The 18,963-nt window shown below is 71.2% G+C and carries 15 protein-coding genes; all 15 read left to right on the top strand.

Going from position 1 to position 18,963, the window contains the following annotated elements:
- Nucleotides 1-105: 105 nt before the first annotated feature.
- The 15 genes from ACFU5F_RS24905 (at nucleotide 106) to ACFU5F_RS24975 (ending at nucleotide 18,516) form a co-directional block, all read left to right on the top strand.
- Nucleotides 106-1,050, top strand: coding sequence for a carbohydrate ABC transporter permease (locus tag ACFU5F_RS24905; RefSeq protein WP_383891211.1), 945 nt, complete (start codon nucleotides 106-108; stop codon nucleotides 1,048-1,050).
- A complete protein-coding gene (locus ACFU5F_RS24910; protein ID WP_383891214.1) occupies nucleotides 1,047-1,949 on the top strand; it encodes a carbohydrate ABC transporter permease in 903 nt (300 codons plus the stop codon). Before ACFU5F_RS24905 ends, ACFU5F_RS24910 begins: the two co-directional genes overlap by 4 nt.
- Complete coding sequence (locus tag ACFU5F_RS24915; RefSeq protein WP_383891216.1) at nucleotides 1,946-3,250, top strand: polysaccharide lyase family 1 protein; 1,305 nt, start codon at nucleotides 1,946-1,948, stop codon at nucleotides 3,248-3,250. The genes ACFU5F_RS24910 and ACFU5F_RS24915 overlap by 4 nt, the downstream gene beginning before the upstream one ends.
- Nucleotides 3,247-4,422, top strand: a complete 1,176-nt coding sequence (locus ACFU5F_RS24920) for a Gfo/Idh/MocA family protein (protein ID WP_383891219.1) — start codon at nucleotides 3,247-3,249, stop codon at nucleotides 4,420-4,422. Before ACFU5F_RS24915 ends, ACFU5F_RS24920 begins: the two co-directional genes overlap by 4 nt.
- The gene (locus tag ACFU5F_RS24925; protein WP_383891222.1) at nucleotides 4,419-5,264 is read left to right on the top strand and encodes a PmoA family protein; all 846 of its coding nucleotides are present in this window, start codon (nucleotides 4,419-4,421) and stop codon (nucleotides 5,262-5,264) included. Before ACFU5F_RS24920 ends, ACFU5F_RS24925 begins: the two co-directional genes overlap by 4 nt.
- A gap of 74 nt (nucleotides 5,265-5,338) precedes the next feature.
- The gene (locus tag ACFU5F_RS24930) at nucleotides 5,339-6,886 is read left to right on the top strand and encodes a family 43 glycosylhydrolase (protein ID WP_383891281.1); all 1,548 of its coding nucleotides are present in this window, start codon (nucleotides 5,339-5,341) and stop codon (nucleotides 6,884-6,886) included.
- A 32-nt stretch (nucleotides 6,887-6,918) separates the two neighbouring features.
- A complete protein-coding gene (locus tag ACFU5F_RS24935; RefSeq protein WP_383891225.1) occupies nucleotides 6,919-8,916 on the top strand; it encodes a pectinesterase family protein in 1,998 nt (665 codons plus the stop codon).
- Between the two features lie 72 nt (nucleotides 8,917-8,988).
- Nucleotides 8,989-10,335: an ABC transporter substrate-binding protein gene (locus tag ACFU5F_RS24940; protein WP_383891228.1), complete on the top strand. Its 1,347-nt coding sequence runs from the start codon at nucleotides 8,989-8,991 to the stop codon at nucleotides 10,333-10,335.
- A 133-nt stretch (nucleotides 10,336-10,468) separates the two neighbouring features.
- Entirely contained in the window at nucleotides 10,469-11,275 is an 807-nt protein-coding gene (locus ACFU5F_RS24945; protein WP_383891230.1) for a rhamnogalacturonan acetylesterase, read from the top strand.
- 69 nt (nucleotides 11,276-11,344) lie between these two features.
- Complete coding sequence (locus tag ACFU5F_RS24950; RefSeq protein WP_383891233.1) at nucleotides 11,345-12,652, top strand: polysaccharide lyase family 1 protein; 1,308 nt, start codon at nucleotides 11,345-11,347, stop codon at nucleotides 12,650-12,652.
- A complete protein-coding gene (locus tag ACFU5F_RS24955; protein ID WP_383891236.1) occupies nucleotides 12,652-13,776 on the top strand; it encodes a pectinesterase family protein in 1,125 nt (374 codons plus the stop codon). Before ACFU5F_RS24950 ends, ACFU5F_RS24955 begins: the two co-directional genes overlap by 1 nt.
- Before the next feature lies 1 nt (nucleotide 13,777).
- The gene (locus ACFU5F_RS24960) at nucleotides 13,778-14,818 is read left to right on the top strand and encodes a pectinesterase family protein (RefSeq protein ID WP_383891239.1); all 1,041 of its coding nucleotides are present in this window, start codon (nucleotides 13,778-13,780) and stop codon (nucleotides 14,816-14,818) included.
- Nucleotides 14,805-15,992, top strand: a complete 1,188-nt coding sequence (locus ACFU5F_RS24965; protein ID WP_383891242.1) for a dienelactone hydrolase family protein — start codon at nucleotides 14,805-14,807, stop codon at nucleotides 15,990-15,992. The genes ACFU5F_RS24960 and ACFU5F_RS24965 overlap by 14 nt, the downstream gene beginning before the upstream one ends.
- A 35-nt stretch (nucleotides 15,993-16,027) precedes the next feature.
- Nucleotides 16,028-17,140: a pectate lyase gene (locus tag ACFU5F_RS24970; protein ID WP_383891244.1), complete on the top strand. Its 1,113-nt coding sequence runs from the start codon at nucleotides 16,028-16,030 to the stop codon at nucleotides 17,138-17,140.
- 221 nt (nucleotides 17,141-17,361) lie between these two features.
- Nucleotides 17,362-18,516, top strand: a complete 1,155-nt coding sequence (locus tag ACFU5F_RS24975; protein WP_383891247.1) for a right-handed parallel beta-helix repeat-containing protein — start codon at nucleotides 17,362-17,364, stop codon at nucleotides 18,514-18,516.
- Nucleotides 18,517-18,963 lie beyond the last annotated feature (447 nt).

Here is an 18,963-nt window from a genome sequence, read left to right on the forward strand (position 1 = left end):
CCCCTGCCCGTCGAGAAAGCGCTTCCTGCGCCAGGCGGCACCACGCACCACGTACCACGACGCACGACCACGCACCACGACGTACCCAGAAACGGAGCCCCAGTCATGGCCCAAGCCGCAGCCGTGGCGAAACCGCCCGCGCCACCCCGGCGGAGCCGTGCGCGCCGTGCCTCCGCGACCCCGCGCAGGCTGCCCTACCTGCTGATCGCCCCGGCCGCCCTGCTCATGCTGGGCTTCATCGCCTACCCGGTCATCAGCGTCTTCTACTACAGCCTGCAGCACTACAACCCCACGAAACCCTGGCGGAACGGCTTCGCCGGCTTCGACAACTTCGTCCACGCCTTCACCGAGGACCCCCTTTTCTGGGACACCCTCGTCTTCAGCGCCAAGTGGGTGGTCGTCGAGGTCTCGCTGCAGCTGCTGTTCGGTCTGGCGCTCGCCCTCATCGTCAATCAGACGTTCGTCGGCCGGGCCGTCGGCCGGGCGTTGGTCTTCTCGCCCTGGGCCGTCTCCGGCGTGCTGACGTCCGCGATCTGGGTGCTCCTCTACAACTCCCAGACGGGCATCACCCGTTACCTCGCGGACATGGGCATCGGCGAGTACGGCACCAGCTGGCTCTCCGACACCTCCACCGTCTTCTCGGCGGCGGTCGTCGCCGACCTGTGGCGCGGTGTCCCCTTCTTCGCGATCCTCATCCTCGCCGACCTCCAGTCCGTCTCGAAGGACCTGTACGAGGCCGCCGAGGTCGACGGCGCCAGCCGCATCCGGCAGTTCCTGCACATCACGCTGCCGCACCTGAAGGACGCGATCATCCTCTCCACGCTGCTGCGCGCGGTGTGGGAGTTCAACAACGTCGACCTCCTCTACACCCTGACCGGCGGCGGACCGGCGGGGGAGACCACGACGCTCCCCCTCTACATCGCCAACACCTCGGTCGACGCCCACAACTTCGGCTACGCGTCCGCCCTGACCACGGTCGCGTTCGTGATCCTGCTCTTCTGCTCGATGGTCTATCTGCGGCTCAGCAAGTTCGGAGGCGAGTCCAAGTGATCACCAAGGACGTCGAGAAGGTCGCCCCGGTGCGGCCCGCGCCCGCGGCCGAGGAGCCCCCGCAGCGCCCGCACAAGGCCCGCCGCGCCTGGGACGAGGTCCCGCGCTGGCAGATCTACCTGCCCCTGTCGATCTATCTCGTCTTCACCCTCGTCCCCTTCTACTGGATCCTGCTGTTCGCGCTGCGCAAGCCCGGCTCGACCTCGCTCGTGCCGTGGCCGATGACCTTCGAGCACTTCGAGAAGGTGTGGAACGAGCGCAGCTTCGGGGTCTACTTCCAGAACAGCGTGCTCGTCGGTGTCGTCACCCTGCTGATGACCACGCTCGTCGCCCTGGCCGGCGGCTATGCCCTCGCCCGCTTCGACTTCAGGATCAAGCGCGGGTTCATGCTGGCGCTGCTGTGCTCCCAGTTCGTCCCGGGCGCGCTGCTCCTCGTCCCGCTGTTCCAGATCTTCGCCGAGCTGCGGATGATCAACTCGCTCGGCAGTGTCATCCTCGCCGAGACGGTCTTCCAGCTGCCGCTGTCGATCATCCTGATCAGCAACTTCATCAAGAACGTGCCGTACACGCTGGAGGAAGCGGCCTGGGTGGACGGCTGCAACCGGTTCACCGCGTTCCGGGTGGTCGTGCTGCCGTTGCTGCGGCCCGGTCTGATCGCCGTCGGCTCCTTCGCCTTCGTGCACTCCTGGAACCACTTCCTGTTCGCCCTGATGTTCCTCAGCAACCAGGAGAAGCAGACGATCCCGGTCGGCCTCAACACCCTGCTCAGCGCGGACAGTGTCGACCTGGGCGCGCTGGCGGCCGGCGGCATCATCGCCGCGGTCCCGGTGGTCATCGTCTTCGCCTTCATCCAGAAGTGGCTGATCACGGGCTTCAGCGCGGGGGCGGTGAAGGGATGAGAAGAGTCCAACTGGGCGTCGGGTTCGGACTGTTGGGTGTTCTGCTCACCCTCCCGGCCGGGGCCGAGGCCCAGGGCGCCGGGCGGGACATCAGCCGGGACACGCTCGCGACGGACGACGGCTGGGCGGCCGCCGACGGTGGCACCACGGGGGGTTCCACCGCAGACGACGCCCATGTCCTCACCGTCCGGACCCGGAGCGAGCTGGTCCGCGCCCTGGACGGCGGCAGCGCCACCCCGAAGATCATCCGGATCGCGGGGACCGTCGACGCCAACACCGACGACGACGGGGACCGGCTCGACTGCGCCGACTACGCGACCGACGGGTACGACCTGAAGAAGTACCTGGCCGCCTACGACCCGCGCACCTGGGGCTCCGCCAAGCCCGCCGGTGCCCAGGAGGAGGCCCGCCGGGCGTCGGCGGCCCGGCAGGCCGAGCGGATCGAGCTGGCCGTCGGCTCCAACACCACCATCGTCGGCCTGAAGGGCGCCGTCCTGAAGGGCGCGAGCCTCCAGCTCAGGGACGCGGACAACGTGATCGTCCGCAACCTCGAACTCCGCGACGCCTACGACTGCTTCCCCCTCTGGCAGCCCAACACCGGCGGCCTCGGCGACTGGAAGACGGCGTACGACAACATCTGGGTGCGCGGCTCCAGCCATGTCTGGATCGACCACGTCACGATCTCCGACCAGGGGCACCCCGACGAGGACGAGCCCACCTACTTCGGCCGCAACTACCTCCGGCACGACGGCCTGCTCGACATCACCAACGCCTCCGACCTGGTCACCGTCTCGTGGAGCCGCTTCGCCGACCACGACAAGGGCATCCTCATCGGCAACGGCGACACGGCCACCGGCGACCGGGGCAAGCTCCGGGTGACGCTGCACCACAACCAGTTCGAGAACGTCGTGCAGCGCGCGCCGCGCGTCCGCTTCGGACAGGTGCACCTCTACAACAACCGCTACGTCGTCCCGGCCGACGCCCACGACTACCGCTACTCCCTGGGCGTCTCCACCGAGTCCGCCGTGTACGCGGAGAACAACGCCTTCACCACCCCCGGCCACGTCGAGGCCGCCGATCTGGTCAAGAGCTGGAACGGCACCGCCCTGCACCAGACGGGCACCCTGTTCAACGGCTATCCGGTGGATCTCCTGGCCATCCACAACGCCTACAACTCCGGCAGCGAGCGGGATCTCACGGCCGACGTGGGCTGGACGCCTACCCTGCACCAGAAGATCGACAGCGCCGGGAGGGCCGACCGAGAGGTGGCCCGCGGCGCGGGCGCAGGGAGGATCCGATGAACACCACGACGTACGAGAGCCCGCTTCCGCTCGTCCTCGCGGGAGCGCGCGGCCACGGCCGCTGGCACCTGGAGAACATCCGGCGCCTCGCGGACAAGGGGATCGTCCGGCTCGCCGGCATCTGCGAGCTGACCCCGCTGGGCGCGGACGAGATCCCGGACGGCCTCGGCACGCCCGAGCAGTCCGCCGACTTCGGGGCGCTCCTCGACTCCACGGGCGCCGCGATCGCGGTGATCTGCACCCCGATCCCGACCCACACCGACCTGGCGCTGACGGCGGCCCGCCGGGGCGTGCACGTCCTGCTGGAGAAGCCGCCCGCCCCGTCGTACGCCGAGTTCCGCCGGATGGCGGACGGGGTCGCCGACGCCGGCACGGTCTGCCAGATCGGCTTCCAGTCGCTGGGTTCGCACGCGCTCCCCGCGATCCGGCGGATGGTCGCGGAGGGCCTGATCGGCGAGGTCGTCGGCATCGGTGGAGCGGGCGTCTGGGCGCGTCCCGAGGCGTACTACCGCCGCGCGCCCTGGGCCGGCAAGCGGCGCATGAACGGCGTGGACGTGATCGACGGGGCGCTCACCAATCCCCTCGCGCACGCCGTCGCCACCGGGCTCGCGCTCGCCGGTGCCGACCGTGCCGAGGACGTCACCGCCATCGAGACCGAACTGCTGCGCGCCAACGACATCGAGTCCGACGACACCTCCTGCGTCCGGGTCACCACCGCCGACGGCGGCCGGGTCACCGTCGCCGCCACGCTGTGCGCCGAGGACCCGGACGAGCCGTACAACGTCGTCCACGGCACCAGCGGCCGCATCACCTTCTGGTACAAGCAGGACCGCGTCCTGGTCCAGCGGGCCGGGCACGGCCCGGAGGAGATCGAGTACGGCCGCACGGACCTGCTGGAGAACCTCGTCGACCACCTCGTCGACGGCACCGAGCTGCTGGTCCCGCCGGCGGTGACCGGCGCGTTCATGAGGGTCGTCGAGGCGATCCGGCTCGCCCCGGACCCGGTCGTCCTCCCGGCCGCTGCCTGGCACCGGCTGCCCGACGAGGACCGGCGGGTCGTCGACGGAATCGACGGCCTGGTCGCGGCGGCCGCCGACAACCTCGCTCTCTACTCCGAACTCGGCGCCCCCTGGGCGCTTTCCGCACCACCGGCGAAAGAGGTGAGCACATGACGACCGACGCATCCCTCGTCCTGCGGGTGGCGGGCCGTCCGGTGGGCCGCTACCTCACCCGGCCCGAACTTCCGGAGCGGCACGCGCCCCGCCCCTATCTGCACCCCGTCACCACCCTGTCCGGTACGGCGGTCACCGAACTGAGTCCCGCCGACCACCTCCACCACCTCGGCGTCGGTGTCGCCGTTCCCGACGTCGAGGGGCACAACTTCTGGGGCGGACGCACCTACGTCCGCGACCGGGGCCCGACCGAACTCGCCAACCACGGCTCCCAGCGCCACACCTCCTTCCAGCTGCGGGACCCCGACGGCTTCGTCGAGGAACTGCGCTGGGTGGCCTCCTCCCGGGAGCTGCTGCGCGAGCGCCGTACGGTCGCGGCCACCGAACTCACCGACTCGGCCTGGGCGCTGGACTTCACCTTCTCCCTCACCAACATCACCGACGCCCCGGTGTCCATCGGCAGCCCCGCCACCAACGGCCGCCCCGGCGCCGCGTACGGCGGGTTCTTCTGGCGGGCCCGCAAGGAGGCCGCCGCGCCCCGCGTCTTCACCGCCGACGCGGAGGGCGAGCCGGCGGTCCACGGGCGCCGCGCCGACTGGCTGGCGCTTTCCGGCGGCAACTGGACGCTCGTGTTCACGGGCGCCACCGAGACCACGCGCCGCGATCCGTGGTTCGTCCGCGCCGAGGAGTACCCGGGAGTCGGGTCCTCCCTCGCCCACACCGAGCGTCTGCCGATCGGGCCCGGTGAGACCGCCGTACGCCGGATCGTCACCGTCGTCGCCGACGGCGCCCTGGACCGGGACCAGGCCGCGGCCCTCGCCCGGAAGGCGGTGAACGCGTGAGCGACACGACCACCGCGACCGTCACCGCGGGCGCCACGGCCACAGCCACGGCCACGGCCACCGGTGCCGTCACCGTGCCCGCCTTCTCCGCCGACCGGGGAGACGGCACCTACCGCAACCCCGTCCTCGACGCCGACTGGTCCGACCCCGACGTCCTGTGCGTGGGCGACGACTTCTACCTGACGGCCTCCAGCTTCGGCCGGGCCCCGGGGCTTCCCCTGCTCCACTCCCGGGACCTCGTCAACTGGACGCTCGTCGGCCATGCGCTCGAACTCCTGGAGCCGGCCTCCGAGTTCAGGGCGCCACGTCACGACTGCGGGGTGTGGGCGCCCTCGCTGCGGCACTTCGGCGACCGGTTCTGGATCTTCTGGGGCGACCCGGACCAGGGCGTCTTCCAGGTCAACGCCCCCGGGATCAGGGGCCCCTGGACCCGCCCCCACCTGGTCAAGGAGGGCAAGGGACTGATCGACCCCTGCCCGCTGTGGGACGAGGAGACCGGCGAGGCGTACCTCGTGCACGCCTGGGCCAAGTCCCGCTCGGGGGTCAAGAACCGGCTCACGGGGCACCGCATGCGGCCCGACGGCACCGGGCTGCTCGACGAGGGCACGGTCGTCGTCGACGCGGACCGGCTCCCCGGCTGGTTCACCCTGGAGGGCCCCAAGCTCTACCGCCACGACGGCTGGTACTGGATCTTCGCTCCCGCCGGGGGCGTGGAGACCGGCTGGCAGGGCGTCTTCCGCTCCCGCGGGTTCTTCGGCCCGTACGAGGAGCACATCGCGCTGGAGCAGAAGGACACCGAGGTCAACGGGCCGCACCAGGGCGGCTGGGTGCGCACGCCGGCCGGCGAGGACTGGTTCCTGCACTTCCAGCAGCGGGGCGCGTACGGCAGGGTCGTCCACCTCCAGCCCATGCGCTGGGACGGTGCGGACGGCTGGCCGGTGCTCGGCGACGACGGCGCCCCGGTCGCCGTCCACCGCAAGCCGGCGCTGCCGGCCCAGCCGCCGGCCGCGCCCGCGACCGACGACGACTTCCCCGGCGGCCGCTTCGGACGCCAGTGGCAGTGGACCGCGAACCCCCAGGACGGCTGGGCCACCCAGCACTCCGGGGACGGGCTGCGGCTCACGTGCGTGCGCTCCGTGCACGCGCACGACCTGCGGAGACTGGCGAATGTGCTCACACAGCGGCTGCCGGGGATCCCGGTCTCCATCGAGGTGGAGCTGAGGCTCGACAGCGAGGAACCGGGGGCGCGGGCCGGGCTCGCGGTGCTCGGGGATGCGTTCCGCTGGATCGGACTCCAGCGGGAGTCCGACGGGAGCGTGCGTCTGGTCCACCGGTTCGCCGAGACCGTCGCCGAGAGGGAGCGGGACGCCGGCCGGCCGCGCCCGGCGCCCGGGGGACGGGCCCGGCTGCGGATCGAGACCGCCGCCGGGGCACGCTGCCGCTTCTCCTACGACGTGGGGGAGGGGTGGGAGTCCTCGGGACAGGTCTTCGCCGCCACCCCCTGGCGATGGGTCGGCGCGCTGCTCGGCCTCTTCGCGGTCGCGCCCACCGGCGGGGGACACGCCGGAGCGGCCACGTTCACCCGGTTCCGGATCACCGCCGCGCGCGCCACCACCGCCTGACCCCGTCTTTCGTACGCCTGTTGGGAGCCGCAATGACGCACCTCCGTAGCAAGCGCTTACCGCACCGCGGCCGAGCCGTGGCCGCCGTCACCGCCCTGATCGCCTCGTTCGTGGTCGGCGCGCTCACCCCGGCCGAGGCCGCACCGCCGGCCGGGACCGCCTCCACCACGGCGGCGCCCCGCTGGAGCGACCGGCCGCACGGCTTCGCCTCCCTCGACGGCGGCACCACCGGCGGCGCGGGCGGCAAGGTCGTGACCGTCACCGACCAGGCCGCGCTGGCGCGATACGCGTCCGCCGAGGAGCCCTACGTCATCCGGGTGGCCGGGACCATCGACGTGGCGCCCTTCGGCTCGGACATCGACGTGACCTCGGACAAGACGATCATCGGCGTCGGTGACACCGGTGAGATCGTCCACGGCGAACTGCACCTGAACCCCGGCACCAGCAACGTCATCATCCGCAACCTGACGATCCGGGACTCCTACGTCGAGGGCGACTGGGACGGCAAGACCACCGACTTCGACGCGATCCAGATGGACTCCGTCGACCACGTCTGGATCGACCACAACCGCTTCGAGCACATGGGCGACGGGCTGCTCGACATCCGCAAGGACAGCCGGTACGTCACCGTCTCCCACAACCAGTTCAGGAACCACAACAAGGCCCTGGGCATCGGCTGGACCAGCAATGTCCTGACCGAGATCACCATCGACCACAACTGGTTCACCGGCACCAAACAGCGCAACCCCTCCGCCGACAACTGCGCCTACGCCCACCTCTACAACAACTACCTCTCGGCGCAGGTGGCCGACGGCGATCCCGTGTGGACGTACGGGAACTGGGCGCGCGGCCGGACGAGGATGGTCATCGAGAACAGCTACTACGACGGGGTCCAGCACCCCTACCAAGCGGACGCCACCGCCGAGTTGGTGCAGCGCGGGTCGATCCTGAAGAACGCCGGCGGACGGAAGGACGCCTGGGGCGACGCCTTCCGGCCGAAGGACTTCTACCGCTACCGGCTGGACCCGGCCGCCGCCGTCCCCGCGCTGGTCACACGCTTCTCCGGCCCGCAGAAGACGCTCGGCACGAACACCGTGCTGAACGTCCCCGGCGACCACGTGACCGTGCAGGCCGCCGTGGACGCCGTGCCCGCCGGCAACGACGGCACGGTCACGATCCGCATCGCGCCCGGCACCTACCGCGAGAAGGTCCTCGTCCCCGCGAACAAGCCGAACGTGGTGCTTCAGGGAACTGGACAGGACCGCTCGGACACCGTCATCGTCCACGACACGCCCGCCGAGTACGGCGGTTCCACCGGCAGCGCCACCGTGCGGATCGCCGCCAGTGACGTGACCGCCCGCAACCTCACCTTCAGCAACGACTTCGACGAGGCCGCGCACGAGCTGAAGGGCGAGCAGGCGCTCGCGATGAAGACCACCGGCGACCGGATCGTCTTCGAGAACACGGCCTTCCTGGGCAACCAGGACACCTTGATGACCGACAGCCCCAAGCTCGACGTCGTCAGCCGGGTCTACGTCCGCGACTCGTACATCGAGGGTGACGTCGACTTCATCTACGGCCGGGCCACGACCGTCATCGAGCGTTCCCTCATCAAGGCGCTCAGCCGCGGCTCGGACAGCAACAACGGCTACATCACGGCCGCCTCGACCTGGAAGGACAACCCGTACGGGTTCCTGATCACCCGGTCGAAGGTCGTCAGCGACGCGCCCGCCGGGACGTACCACCTCGGCCGGCCCTGGCATCCGGGCGGCGAGCCGGACGCCGTCGCCCAGGTGCTGTTCCGGGAGACCGAGCTGCCCGCCGCGATCAAGTCGTCGCCGTGGACGGACATGAGCGGCTTCTCCTGGAAGGACGCGCGGTTCACGGAGTACCGGACGTACGGGCCGGGATCCGGTGTCACCGCCGACCGGCCGCAGCTCGACCGCGCCGACGCCTCGACCCACACGGTCACCCAGTACCTCGCGGGGAAGGACGGCTGGGCGCCGCATCGCGGTCGTGCCGGCCACTGAGTCCGCCCCGGAGACAGCACAGACCCCCCCACAACTTCATCACCCTCGTATCCAGAAGAAGAGAGCCGTTCAATGAAGATCAGCATTCGCAGAAGCAGGCGTGCCGCCGTGGCCGTCGCCCTGGGATCCGTCCTCGCCCTGACCGCCACCGCCTGCGGGGACGACGGCAGCGGCACGGGTGGGGACAAGGGCTCCGAGGGCAGCGGCAAGGGCGAGATCGTCTTCTGGGACAACAACGGCGGTGTCCGCACCGACATCTGGAAGGAGGTCATCGCCGACTTCGAGAAGGCCAACCCCGACATCGACGTCGAGTACGTCGGGATCGCCTCCACGGAGTACCAGTCCAAGGTGGACACGGCCATCCAGGGCGGCGGCCTGCCCGACGTCGGCGGTGTCGGCGCGGCCATGGCCGCCGGCTTCGCCGCGCAGGGCGCGCTGGAGCCGCTCGACGGCCGGCTCTCCAAGTCCTCCCTGAGCGGCAAGCTCAACGAGTCGATGGTCGAGTCGCTGAAGTCCGCCGGCGGCGGCGACGCCCTCTACTCGATCCCGACCTCCGCCAACAACGGTGTCCTCTACTACCGCACCGACCTGTTCAAGGCCGCGAGCCTGCCGGAGCCGGCCGACTGGGACACGTTCTACAAGGCCGCCGAGAAGCTCACGGACAAGGACAAGAACAAGTTCGGCTACACCATCCGCGGCGGCGCCGGCTCCATCGCGCAGGCGCTGGACGCGATGTACGGGCAGTCCGGGATCACCTCGTTCTGGGACGCGAGCGGTGAGAAGACCACCGTCAACGACCCGAAGAACGTCGAGGCCCTGGAGAAGTACGTCGGCCTCTACAAGAAGGTCACGCCCGCGGCCGACCTCAACAACGACTTCACCAAGATGGTCGCGCAGTTCGACTCCGGCACGATCGGCATGCTGAACCACAACCTGGGCTCGTACCAGGACCATGTGAAGGCGTTCGGCGTCGACAAGTTCCGGGGCATCCCGCAGCCGACCGGCCCCGGCGGCAAGCGGGTCCAGGTGTCCAACCCGGTCGACGGGCTCGGCATGTTCAAGAGCTCCAAGAACAAGGACGCGGCCTGGAAGTTCATCGAGTTCGCGACCTCGCACGAGCAGAACTCCAAGTTCAACAAGTCGGCCGGTCAGGTGCCGTCGAACGACGACGCCGCGAAGGACACGTGGATCGCCGAGGCGGAGCCGACGAAGCTGGCCGCCGCCGCGCTGACCGACGGGTCGACGACGATCGTGCAGCTGCCGTACTACCTGCCGGACTGGAACACGATCTCCAAGGCCGACAACGAGCCCGCCTTCCAGAAGGTGATGGACGGGCAGACCAGCGCGAAGGAGTTCCTGGACACGCTGGCCGACCAGCTGAACACGGCACAGGCCGAATGGAACGAGCAGAAGGGCTGAGCAGAAGGGCTGAGCAGAAGGGCTGACCCTCCGCCGGTGGGCCGGTCACCGGCCCACCGGCCCCCTCCCGGCCGGTCGCGCAGTTCCCCGCGCCCCAGAACGGGGCGCGGGCCTACTGGAAAGGCACCCGCACGTGTCCCTCACCCGTAGACAGGTCACCACCGCGGCGCTCGCCGCCGTCCCGCTCACCGTCGCCGCCACGGGGCCCGCGTCCGCCGCGGTCCCGTCCCGCGGGCCCCGCCGCGAACGCACCCTCTACATCGCCGGTGACTCCACCGCCGCGCAGAAGTACGCCGACGCCGCCCCCGAGACGGGGTGGGGCATGGCGCTGCCGTTCTTCCTCCGGCAGGGGCTGAAGGTCTCCAACCACGCGGTGAACGGCCGCAGTTCCAAGAGTTTCCTCGACGAGGGGCGGCTGGACGTCATCCTCGGTGCCATCGGGCCCGGGGACCTCCTCCTCGTCCAGTTCGGGCACAACGACTCCAAGATCGCCGACCCCACCCGCTACACCGAGCCGTGGACGACCTACCAGGAGCATCTGCTCCGGTACGTCGACGGCGCGCGGGCCCGGGGCGCCAGGCCGGTGCTCGCGACCTCCGTCGAGCGCCGGAAGTTCGACGCGGCGGGCAAGGCCGTGTCCACCCACGGCGACTACCCCGCGGCGGCGATCGCGCTCGCCGCGCAGGAGGGTGTCCCGCTCCTCGACATCCAGGCGCTGTCCCTCGCGCTGTGGCAGAAGCTCGGCGTCGAGGAGACCAAGAAGTACTTCAACTGGACCGCGACCGAGCAGGACAACACGCACTTCAACCCGCCGGGGGCCATCGCCGTGGCCCGGCTGGTCGCCTCCGAGCTGCTGCGCCGCCGGGTTCTCTCACGGCTCGACGTGCGCCGCCTGGCCGAGGAGATCCCCGGGTCCTGGATCACCTGGCCCGAGGCGTAACCCCCCCACGCGCCGTCGAAGAAGACCCTCCCTCATCCCCTGTGCTCCGCTGTGAAAGGAACCGCATCCATGCGTCCCCGTATCTGGCATGCCCATGCCATTACCTCCCTCGTCGGCTGCACCGCGCTCGTACTCGGCGTCACGGGCACCGGCGTCGCCCAGTCCCAGGGGCGCGACCTCGGCCGGCAGGTGCTCGGCGCGGGCGACGGCTGGGGCTCGGCGGAAGGCGGCACCACCGGCGGCTCGGCGGCGACCGCCGAGCACGTCTACACCGTCACCACCTGGGCCGAGTTCAAGGCCGCGCTCCGGGACGGCGGTGACGCGCCGAAGATCATCAAGGTCAAGGGCATGATCGACGCCGTCTCCGAGGGATGCGATGCCTTCGTCACCGGCGGCTACGACCTCCAGCAGTACCTCAAGGACTACGACCCGGCCGTGTACGGCAACGACGAGGTCGCCAAGGGCCCCCAGGAGGACGCGCGGGTCGCCTCCGCCGCCCGGCAGGACTCCGAGATCAAGGCCAACATCCCGAGCAACACCACCATCGTCGGTGTCGGCAGGAACTCCGGCATCCTCGGCGGCAGCATCCAGATCAAGGGCGTCTCCAACGTCATCATGCGCAACCTCACCATCGAGGCGCCGCTCGACTGCTTCCCCAAGTGGGACCCGACCGACGACAACAACACCGGCAACTGGAACTCCGAGTACGACGCCGTGGTCGTCTACGGCACCGACCACGTGTGGCTCGACCACAACACGTTCACGGACGGGCGCTACCCGGACAGCGAGCGGCCGGTGTACTTCGGCAAGGTGTTCCAGCAGCACGACGGGCTGACCGACATCGTGCGCGGCGCCAACCACGTGACCGTCTCCTGGAACCGCTTCCAGAACCACGACAAGAACATGCTGATCGGCAACAGCGACAGCACCGCCACCACCGACTCCGGCAAGCTCAAGGTCACCCTGCACCACAACCGCTTCGACGGGATCCTCCAGCGCTCCCCGCGCGTGCGGTTCGGCCAGGTCGACGTCTACAACAACCACTACGTGGTCGACGAGGCGCAGAAGTCCGACTACTACCTCTTCGGCATCGGCATCTCCTCGCAGCTCTACGCCACCGACAACGCCATCTCGCTGCCGGCCGGCGCCAGTGTCGGCAAGGTGCTGAAGAAGTGGAAGGAGGCCCCGCTCACCGCCGAGAACAACTACGTCAACGGGAAGCGGACGGACCTGATCGCCGTCCACAACGCCGAGATCCCCGAGGAGTTCCTGCAGTCCGGCGCCGGGTGGACCCCCACCCTGCGGACCAGGGTCGACTCCCCGCGTGCCGTGCCGGGCATCGTCGGCAACGGCGCGGGTGCCGGGAAGGTCTGCTGATGGCCGGGCGCCACCCGGTGCCGAGCAGACGGTCGTTCGTGACGGCCGGGGCCGGGGCCGTACTCGCGCTCGCCGTGGCGCCCCGGGCCCAGGCGGCCCCCGCCCACCGCGGCCGCGTCTTCGGGCCGTACGGATCGCCGGCCGGCCGCCTCGACGAGCGGACCCTGTACGTGGACGCCGCCGGCGCCGGCGACTTCACCACCGTCCAGGACGCCGTCACCGCCGCGAGCGGCGCCGGGTACACCCTGGTCGTCGCACCCGGCGTGTACCGCGAGACCGTCGCCGTCGGTGTCGCCCGGACCGGAATGACCTGGATCGGGGCCTCCGGGAACGCCCGGGACGTGGTGGTCGTGTACGACAACGCGGCCGGCACGCCGAAGCCGGGCGGCGGCACCTACGGCACCACCGGGTCCGCCACGACCCTGGTGCAGGCCGACGGGTTCACCGCGCGGGACATCACCTTCGCCAACGACTGGCTGCGCGCCGACCACCCCGGGATCACCGGCACGCAGGCCGTCGCCCTCAAGGTGCAGGGCGACCGGTCGGCGTTCCTGCGCTGCCGCTTCCTCGGCCATCAGGACACGCTGTACGCCGACTCGACGGCCCTCGGCACCTTCGCCCGGCAGTACTTCCGCGACTGCTACGCCGAGGGTGACGTGGACTTCGTCTTCGGGCGGGCCACGGCCGTGTTCGAACGCTGCCGCTTCCGCACGCTGAACAGGACCGATCTGGGCTCCGCCCCCTACGGGTTCGTGTTCGCGCCTTCCACGGCGGGCGCCAACCCCCGCGGCTATCTGGTGACCCGCAGCCGGATCACCAGCGAGGCCCCGGACGCCCACTACAAGCTGGCCCGCCCCTGGGTGCCCAGCTCGGACACCACCGCCCGGCCCATGCTCACCGTGTGCCGGACCCGCCTCGATGCCGGGATCGACGCGGTCGCGCCGTACACGAACATGTCGTCCGGCTTCCCGTGGCAGGACCAGCGGTTCGCCGAGTACCGCAACAGCGGACCGGGCGCCGCCGTGACCGTCCCCGAGAACCGGCCCCAACTCACCCGCGAGGAAGCCGGGTCGGCGACCCGCGAGGCGTATCTCGGCGACTGGACCCCGTGGGAGGGGTTCTGACATGCGTCGGCGCACACTGCTCACCGGCCTGGCGGGGTTCGCCGGCGGCCTGACGGCCGTCGGCACCACCCCCGCCCTCGCCCACGACCCCCGCCGGGTCCTGCACGTGCGGCCCGGCGGGTCCGTCCAGGCCGCCGTCGACGCCGTCACCGGCCCCGGGTGGACGATCGTCGTCCACCCGGGGACGTACCGGGAGGTCGTCGACATCCCAGCGGAAAAAGGGGAGTTGACCCTGCGGGGCGCGTCCCGCGATCCCCGCGCCGCCGCCCTCGTCTTCGCCCGGGCGAACGGCACCCCGAGGCCCGAGGGCGGCACGTACGGCACCGCGGGCTCCGCCACCTTCACCTCGGCGGCGCCCGGCCTGACCGTACGGGACCTGACGCTCGCCAACGACTGGCTGCGCGCGGACCATCCGGACTACACGGGGACCCAGGCCGTCGCCGCGTACGTCACCGGGGATCGCTCGCACTTCGAGAACGTCCGGTTCCTCGCCCACCAGGACACCCTCTTCGCGGACACCACCGCGCTCGACGCCTTCGACCGGCAGTACTACCGGCACTGCCACATCGAGGGGGACGTGGACTTCGTGTTCGGGCGGGCCAGGGCCGTCTTCGACACCTGCCACTTCCGCACGCTCCAGCGGGACGTGACCTTCACCCCCAAGGGGATGGTCTTCGCCCCGGCCACCGCCCGCGCCAACCCCTACGGCTTCCTCGCCCTGCGCGGCCGGATCACCTCCGGAGCCGAGGACGCCGCCTACAAGCTCGCCCGGCCCTGGGTGCCCTCGTACGAGACGACCGCCTGGCCGTCGCTGGTCGTACGGGACACGTGGATCGGCCCGGGGATCGACGCGACCGCCCCCTACACCAACATGCGGGACGCCTACCCCTGGCAGACCATGCGCTTCCGTGAGTACGCCAACTCCGGTCCGGGCGCGGTCGTCTCCGTACCGGAGAACCGGCCCCGGCTGACCGCGGTCGAGGCGGGGGAGCACACACGGCGGACCTATCTCGGCGACTGGAGGCCGTATGCCGGCCGGTGAACCGGCGGGCGCCCCCGACCCGCCGGGGACCCGGCGATCCGTGGGGCGCCGGGCCTTCGTGGTGGGCGCGGGGGCGGGAACTCCGGCGGCCGGCGCGGAACCCCCGGGCGGCGCCGCGGCCGGTGCCCTCCCCGACTTCCACCCCCTGCTCAAGGACGAGCTGCGCTTCCCGCTCGCCTGGGGCACCTCACCGGTCCGGGACTTCCGCACCTGGCGGCGGGTGGCCCGGGCCAAGGTCGAGGAGCACCTGTTCGCCGGACGGGACGACACCCCGTACGCGCCCGAGTTCGGCGGACAGCGGGCCGAGGGCGACGGCTTCACCCGTGAGTCGGTCACCTTCTCCCTCACCCGGTACGGCCGGGTCCGGGGCGCCCTGCTCACCCCGCACGGCACCGGCCCCTTTCCCGCCGTCCTCCTGCTGCACGACCACGGGGCCAGGTTCGACATCGGGAAGGAGAAGCTGGTCAGACCCTGGTTCGACGAGAGTCGGCTGTCCTCCGCGCAGGCCTGGGCCGACCGATACTTCAGCGGCCGGTTCGTCGGTGACGAACTGGCCCGGCGCGGCTATGTCGTCCTCGCCGTGGACGCGCTCGGCTGGGGCGACCGGGGCCCGGTCGCCTACGAGGACCAGCAGGCCCTCGCCAGCAACCTCTACCACCTGGGCTCGTCCCTCGCCGGGCTCATGGCCAGGGAGGACGTGCGCGCGGCGGGCTTCCTGGCCGGCCTCGACCGGGTGGACCGGCGCCGGGTAGCGGTCCTCGGCTTCTCGATGGGCGCCTTCCGGGCCTGGCAGACCGCCGCGCTCAGCGACGACATCGCGGCCGCGGTGAGCGTCTGCTGGATGACCGGGCTCAAGGAGGTCATGGTCCCCGGCAACAACATCCTGCGCGGCCAGTCCTCCTCCTACATGCTCCACCCCGGGCTCGCCCGGTACCTCGACTTCCCCGACGTGGCGAGCATCGGCGCCCCCAAGCCGATGGCCTTCCTGAACGGCGGCCTCGATCCGCTGTTCCCCGCCGACGGCGTCCGCGTGGCCCACGACAAGCTGCGCGCCGTCTGGCGTTCCCGCCACGCCGAGGAGCGGCTGCGGCTGAAGACCTGGCCGGACCTCGGTCATGTCTTCACCGCGCCCGTGCAGGACGACGCCTTCGACTGGCTCGACGCCGTCCTGTGAACCACCCCACCCGCACGAGAAAGGAACCGCTCTCCATGTCTCGTCGTATCCCGCTCGCCCTGGGCACGGCCCTGGCCCTCGGTGCCGGCCTGGCCGTTCTCCCCACCCAGGCGCACGCCGCCACCGTGGTCGTCAACACGACGACTGCCCTGTCCGACGCCATCAAGAACGCCACCCCCGGCACCGTCATCCAGGTGCGCGGCGGCACGTACTACCCGACGGCGACCCTCCAGTCGACGGCCAACGGCAGCTCCGCCGGCCGGATACACCTCCAGCCGTACGGTTCCGAGACCGTGAGGATCGACGGCTCGAACCTCCCCGCCGGCGGCTGGATCTTCAAGCTCACCGCCGACTACTGGACCGTCTCCGGGATCACCTTCCAGAACTCCCCGGACAGCGCGGTCGTCTGCCAGTCCTGCGCCTCCACCGTCTGGGACAACATCAAGACGATCAACGGCGGCGACTCCGGCTTCACGCTCACCGGCGACGGCACCACCAACAACACCGTCCGCAACATCGACTCCTACGGCCACTACGACCGGGCCAACCACGGGGAGAACGCCGACGGCATCGCCGTGAAGTTCGGCTCCGGCGGCGGCAACCTCATCACCGGGGCCCGCCTCTACAACAACGCGGACGACGGCCTGGACTTCTGGTCCTTCTCCTCGCCCGTCACCGTCGAGCACACCTGGGCGATGGGCAACGGCAGGAACCGCTGGGGCGACTCCGCGTTCGCGGGCGACGGCAACGGCTACAAGCTGGGCGGCGACGGTGAGACCGTGGCGCATGTCATCAACAACTCGGCGGCCTGGGACAACGCGGGCAACGGCTTCACCGAGAACAGCAACAAGGGCGCCATCGTCATCAACCGCACCACCGCCTACGCCAACGCCAAGTGGGGCTACTACTTCGCCACCGGCGCGGCCCGGCTCGGCAGGAACCTGGCGGTGAGCAACGGCGGCGGCCCGGTCAACAAGGGCTCGTCGGTCGTGTCGTCCGGCAACAACTGGGACTCCGGCGTCTCGACCCCGGCCTTCCGCTCGACCAGCGCCTCGACGACGTTCAACGCCCGCTCGTCGAGCGGCACCCTGCCCGCGACCACCTTCCTGACCACGGGCAGCACGACGATCGGCGCGACGATGAACTGACGGGCGACCGAAGGCGACCGGGGACGCGGCGCGCGGGCGGTCGTACCGCCTCCTCGCCGTCGTCCCCGTCCTCGCCGCGAAACTGTCGAGTGATTTCGCGGGCGCGCGGCAACCCTTTCCCGCCGAGCGGCGACCAATGATCTGAAGCGGGCCGGAGCGGCCCCTCCGGTCCGCTTCGTTCCCCGTCTCCGCCGAGACGCGTCGCCTGCGGAAGGACCACCGTGCGTCACAGTCACGGACGCCATCGAGGAGCGCGGACCCTGTCGGTCGCCGCCGCCGTGTCCGTCGCCGCGGGGGCGGGCGGTGTGTACCTCGGCCTCGCGCACGACGGCGCCCGGGCCGCGACCGCCGTGGTCACCGTCGCCGACACCGCGTCGCTGGAGTCCGCCGTCGCCGAGGCCGTCGCCGGTACGACGATCCGGGTGCGCGGTGGCACCTACCGGCCGGCGCGGACGCTGTCGTCCACGGCGGACGGCACCCCCTCGGCCCGGATCACGCTCACGGCGTACGAGGGCGAGAAGGTCCGGATCGACGGGTCCGGGCTGGCCGCCGGCTCCTCGCTCGCCGAGATCCGCGGCGACCACTGGACGGTCTTTGGCCTCACCTTCCAGAACTCCCCGGCCCAGGGCTTCGTCGCCACGTCGTCGGCCGGCGGGATCTTCGACAACCTCGTCACCGCGGACAACGGCGACTCCGGCTTCACCCTGCGCGGCGACGGCACCACGGACAACCTCGTACGGAACCTGGACAGCCACGGCAACCACGACGCCGCCGACCACGGCCGGAACGCCGACGGCATCGCCGTGAAGTTCGGCTCCGGCACCGGCAACAGGATCACCGGGGCACGCCTGTACGACAACGCGGACGACGGGCTCGACCTGTGGCAGTTCTCCTCGCCCGTGACCGTCGAGCACTCGTGGGCCTTCGGCAACGGCCGCAACCGCCGGCACGACCCCGCCTTCGAGGGTGGGGGCAACGGGTTCGAGCTGGGCGGGGGAGGGGCGTCCGCCGCGCACGTGGTGGTCGCCAACGCGGCCTGGGAGAACACGCTCCACGGGTTCTCCGGGAGCACCGGCACGGGCGCGGTCCTGCTGAAACGCAACACGTCCTACGCCAACAAGGAGCGCGGGTTCTCCTTCGGGACGGGACGGGCCCGGCTGACCGGCAACCTGGCGGCCGGCAACGGGACGGGCAGGGCCGCACGGGGCCCGTCCACGGTGTCCACCGGGAACGACTGGGACAGTGGCGTGAGCGCGCCCGCGTTCCGGTCGACGACGGCGGCCACCGCGTACGGCGCGCGGCGGGCGGACGGTTCGCTGCCCGCCACCACGTTCCTGACCACGGGTTCGAGGGTCATGGGCGCGCCGATGAACTGAACCGGCCCGCCGCGCGCGCGAAGGCGCCCCCCGCCGGTCGTCACCGGCGGGGGGCGCTGTGCGCGCCGACCCCGAGGGGGGCTCGGGTCGGCACCGCTGCCGGCCGAGGGGGGCTCGGGCCGACAGGTCCACGCGGCCGGCCGCGACGCCGGGACCGGTGAGCCCGCCCTCACGGGGGTGCGTCCGTCTGGCGTTCGACCGTCTGGTGTTCGACTGCCACGCACTGACAAAGACGCCGTACACGGACGTGGGGTTGTGCTCCGGGGGCGAACCGATCCGCGGCGCCCGCACCGCGCGCCCGGGCACGGCCCGGCGTCCGGCGGTCCGGCGGCGGTGCCGCACGTGCCGTCGTGCGGGTGTGGTCATGTACCCGTTCCCTCGCTGGTGGTGACTCCTGTGCCTCCTGGTCGCCACCGGTGAGGAGAAGGTTGCCGCCGCCGCGGACCT

It is taken from the genome of Streptomyces sp. NPDC057438, assembly GCF_042802995.1.
Classification (GTDB): domain Bacteria; phylum Actinomycetota; class Actinomycetes; order Streptomycetales; family Streptomycetaceae; genus Streptomyces.

Excerpts from the sequence above, each read along its gene's own strand:
- ACFU5F_RS24935 (WP_383891225.1), top strand. The coding sequence starts at position 6,919 with ATGACGCACCTCCGTAGCAAGCGCTTACCGCACCGCGGCCGAGCCGTG.
- ACFU5F_RS24955 (WP_383891236.1), top strand. The coding sequence starts at position 12,652 with ATGGCCGGGCGCCACCCGGTGCCGAGCAGACGGTCGTTCGTGACGGCC.
- ACFU5F_RS24920 (WP_383891219.1), top strand. The coding sequence starts at position 3,247 with ATGAACACCACGACGTACGAGAGCCCGCTTCCGCTCGTCCTCGCGGGA.
- ACFU5F_RS24970 (WP_383891244.1), top strand. The coding sequence starts at position 16,028 with ATGTCTCGTCGTATCCCGCTCGCCCTGGGCACGGCCCTGGCCCTCGGT.
- ACFU5F_RS24950 (WP_383891233.1), top strand. The coding sequence starts at position 11,345 with ATGCGTCCCCGTATCTGGCATGCCCATGCCATTACCTCCCTCGTCGGC.
- ACFU5F_RS24965 (WP_383891242.1), top strand. The coding sequence starts at position 14,805 with ATGCCGGCCGGTGAACCGGCGGGCGCCCCCGACCCGCCGGGGACCCGG.
- ACFU5F_RS24940 (WP_383891228.1), top strand. The coding sequence starts at position 8,989 with ATGAAGATCAGCATTCGCAGAAGCAGGCGTGCCGCCGTGGCCGTCGCC.
- ACFU5F_RS24925 (WP_383891222.1), top strand. The coding sequence starts at position 4,419 with ATGACGACCGACGCATCCCTCGTCCTGCGGGTGGCGGGCCGTCCGGTG.
- ACFU5F_RS24915 (WP_383891216.1), top strand. The coding sequence starts at position 1,946 with ATGAGAAGAGTCCAACTGGGCGTCGGGTTCGGACTGTTGGGTGTTCTG.
- ACFU5F_RS24960 (WP_383891239.1), top strand. The coding sequence starts at position 13,778 with ATGCGTCGGCGCACACTGCTCACCGGCCTGGCGGGGTTCGCCGGCGGC.
- ACFU5F_RS24905 (WP_383891211.1), top strand. The coding sequence starts at position 106 with ATGGCCCAAGCCGCAGCCGTGGCGAAACCGCCCGCGCCACCCCGGCGG.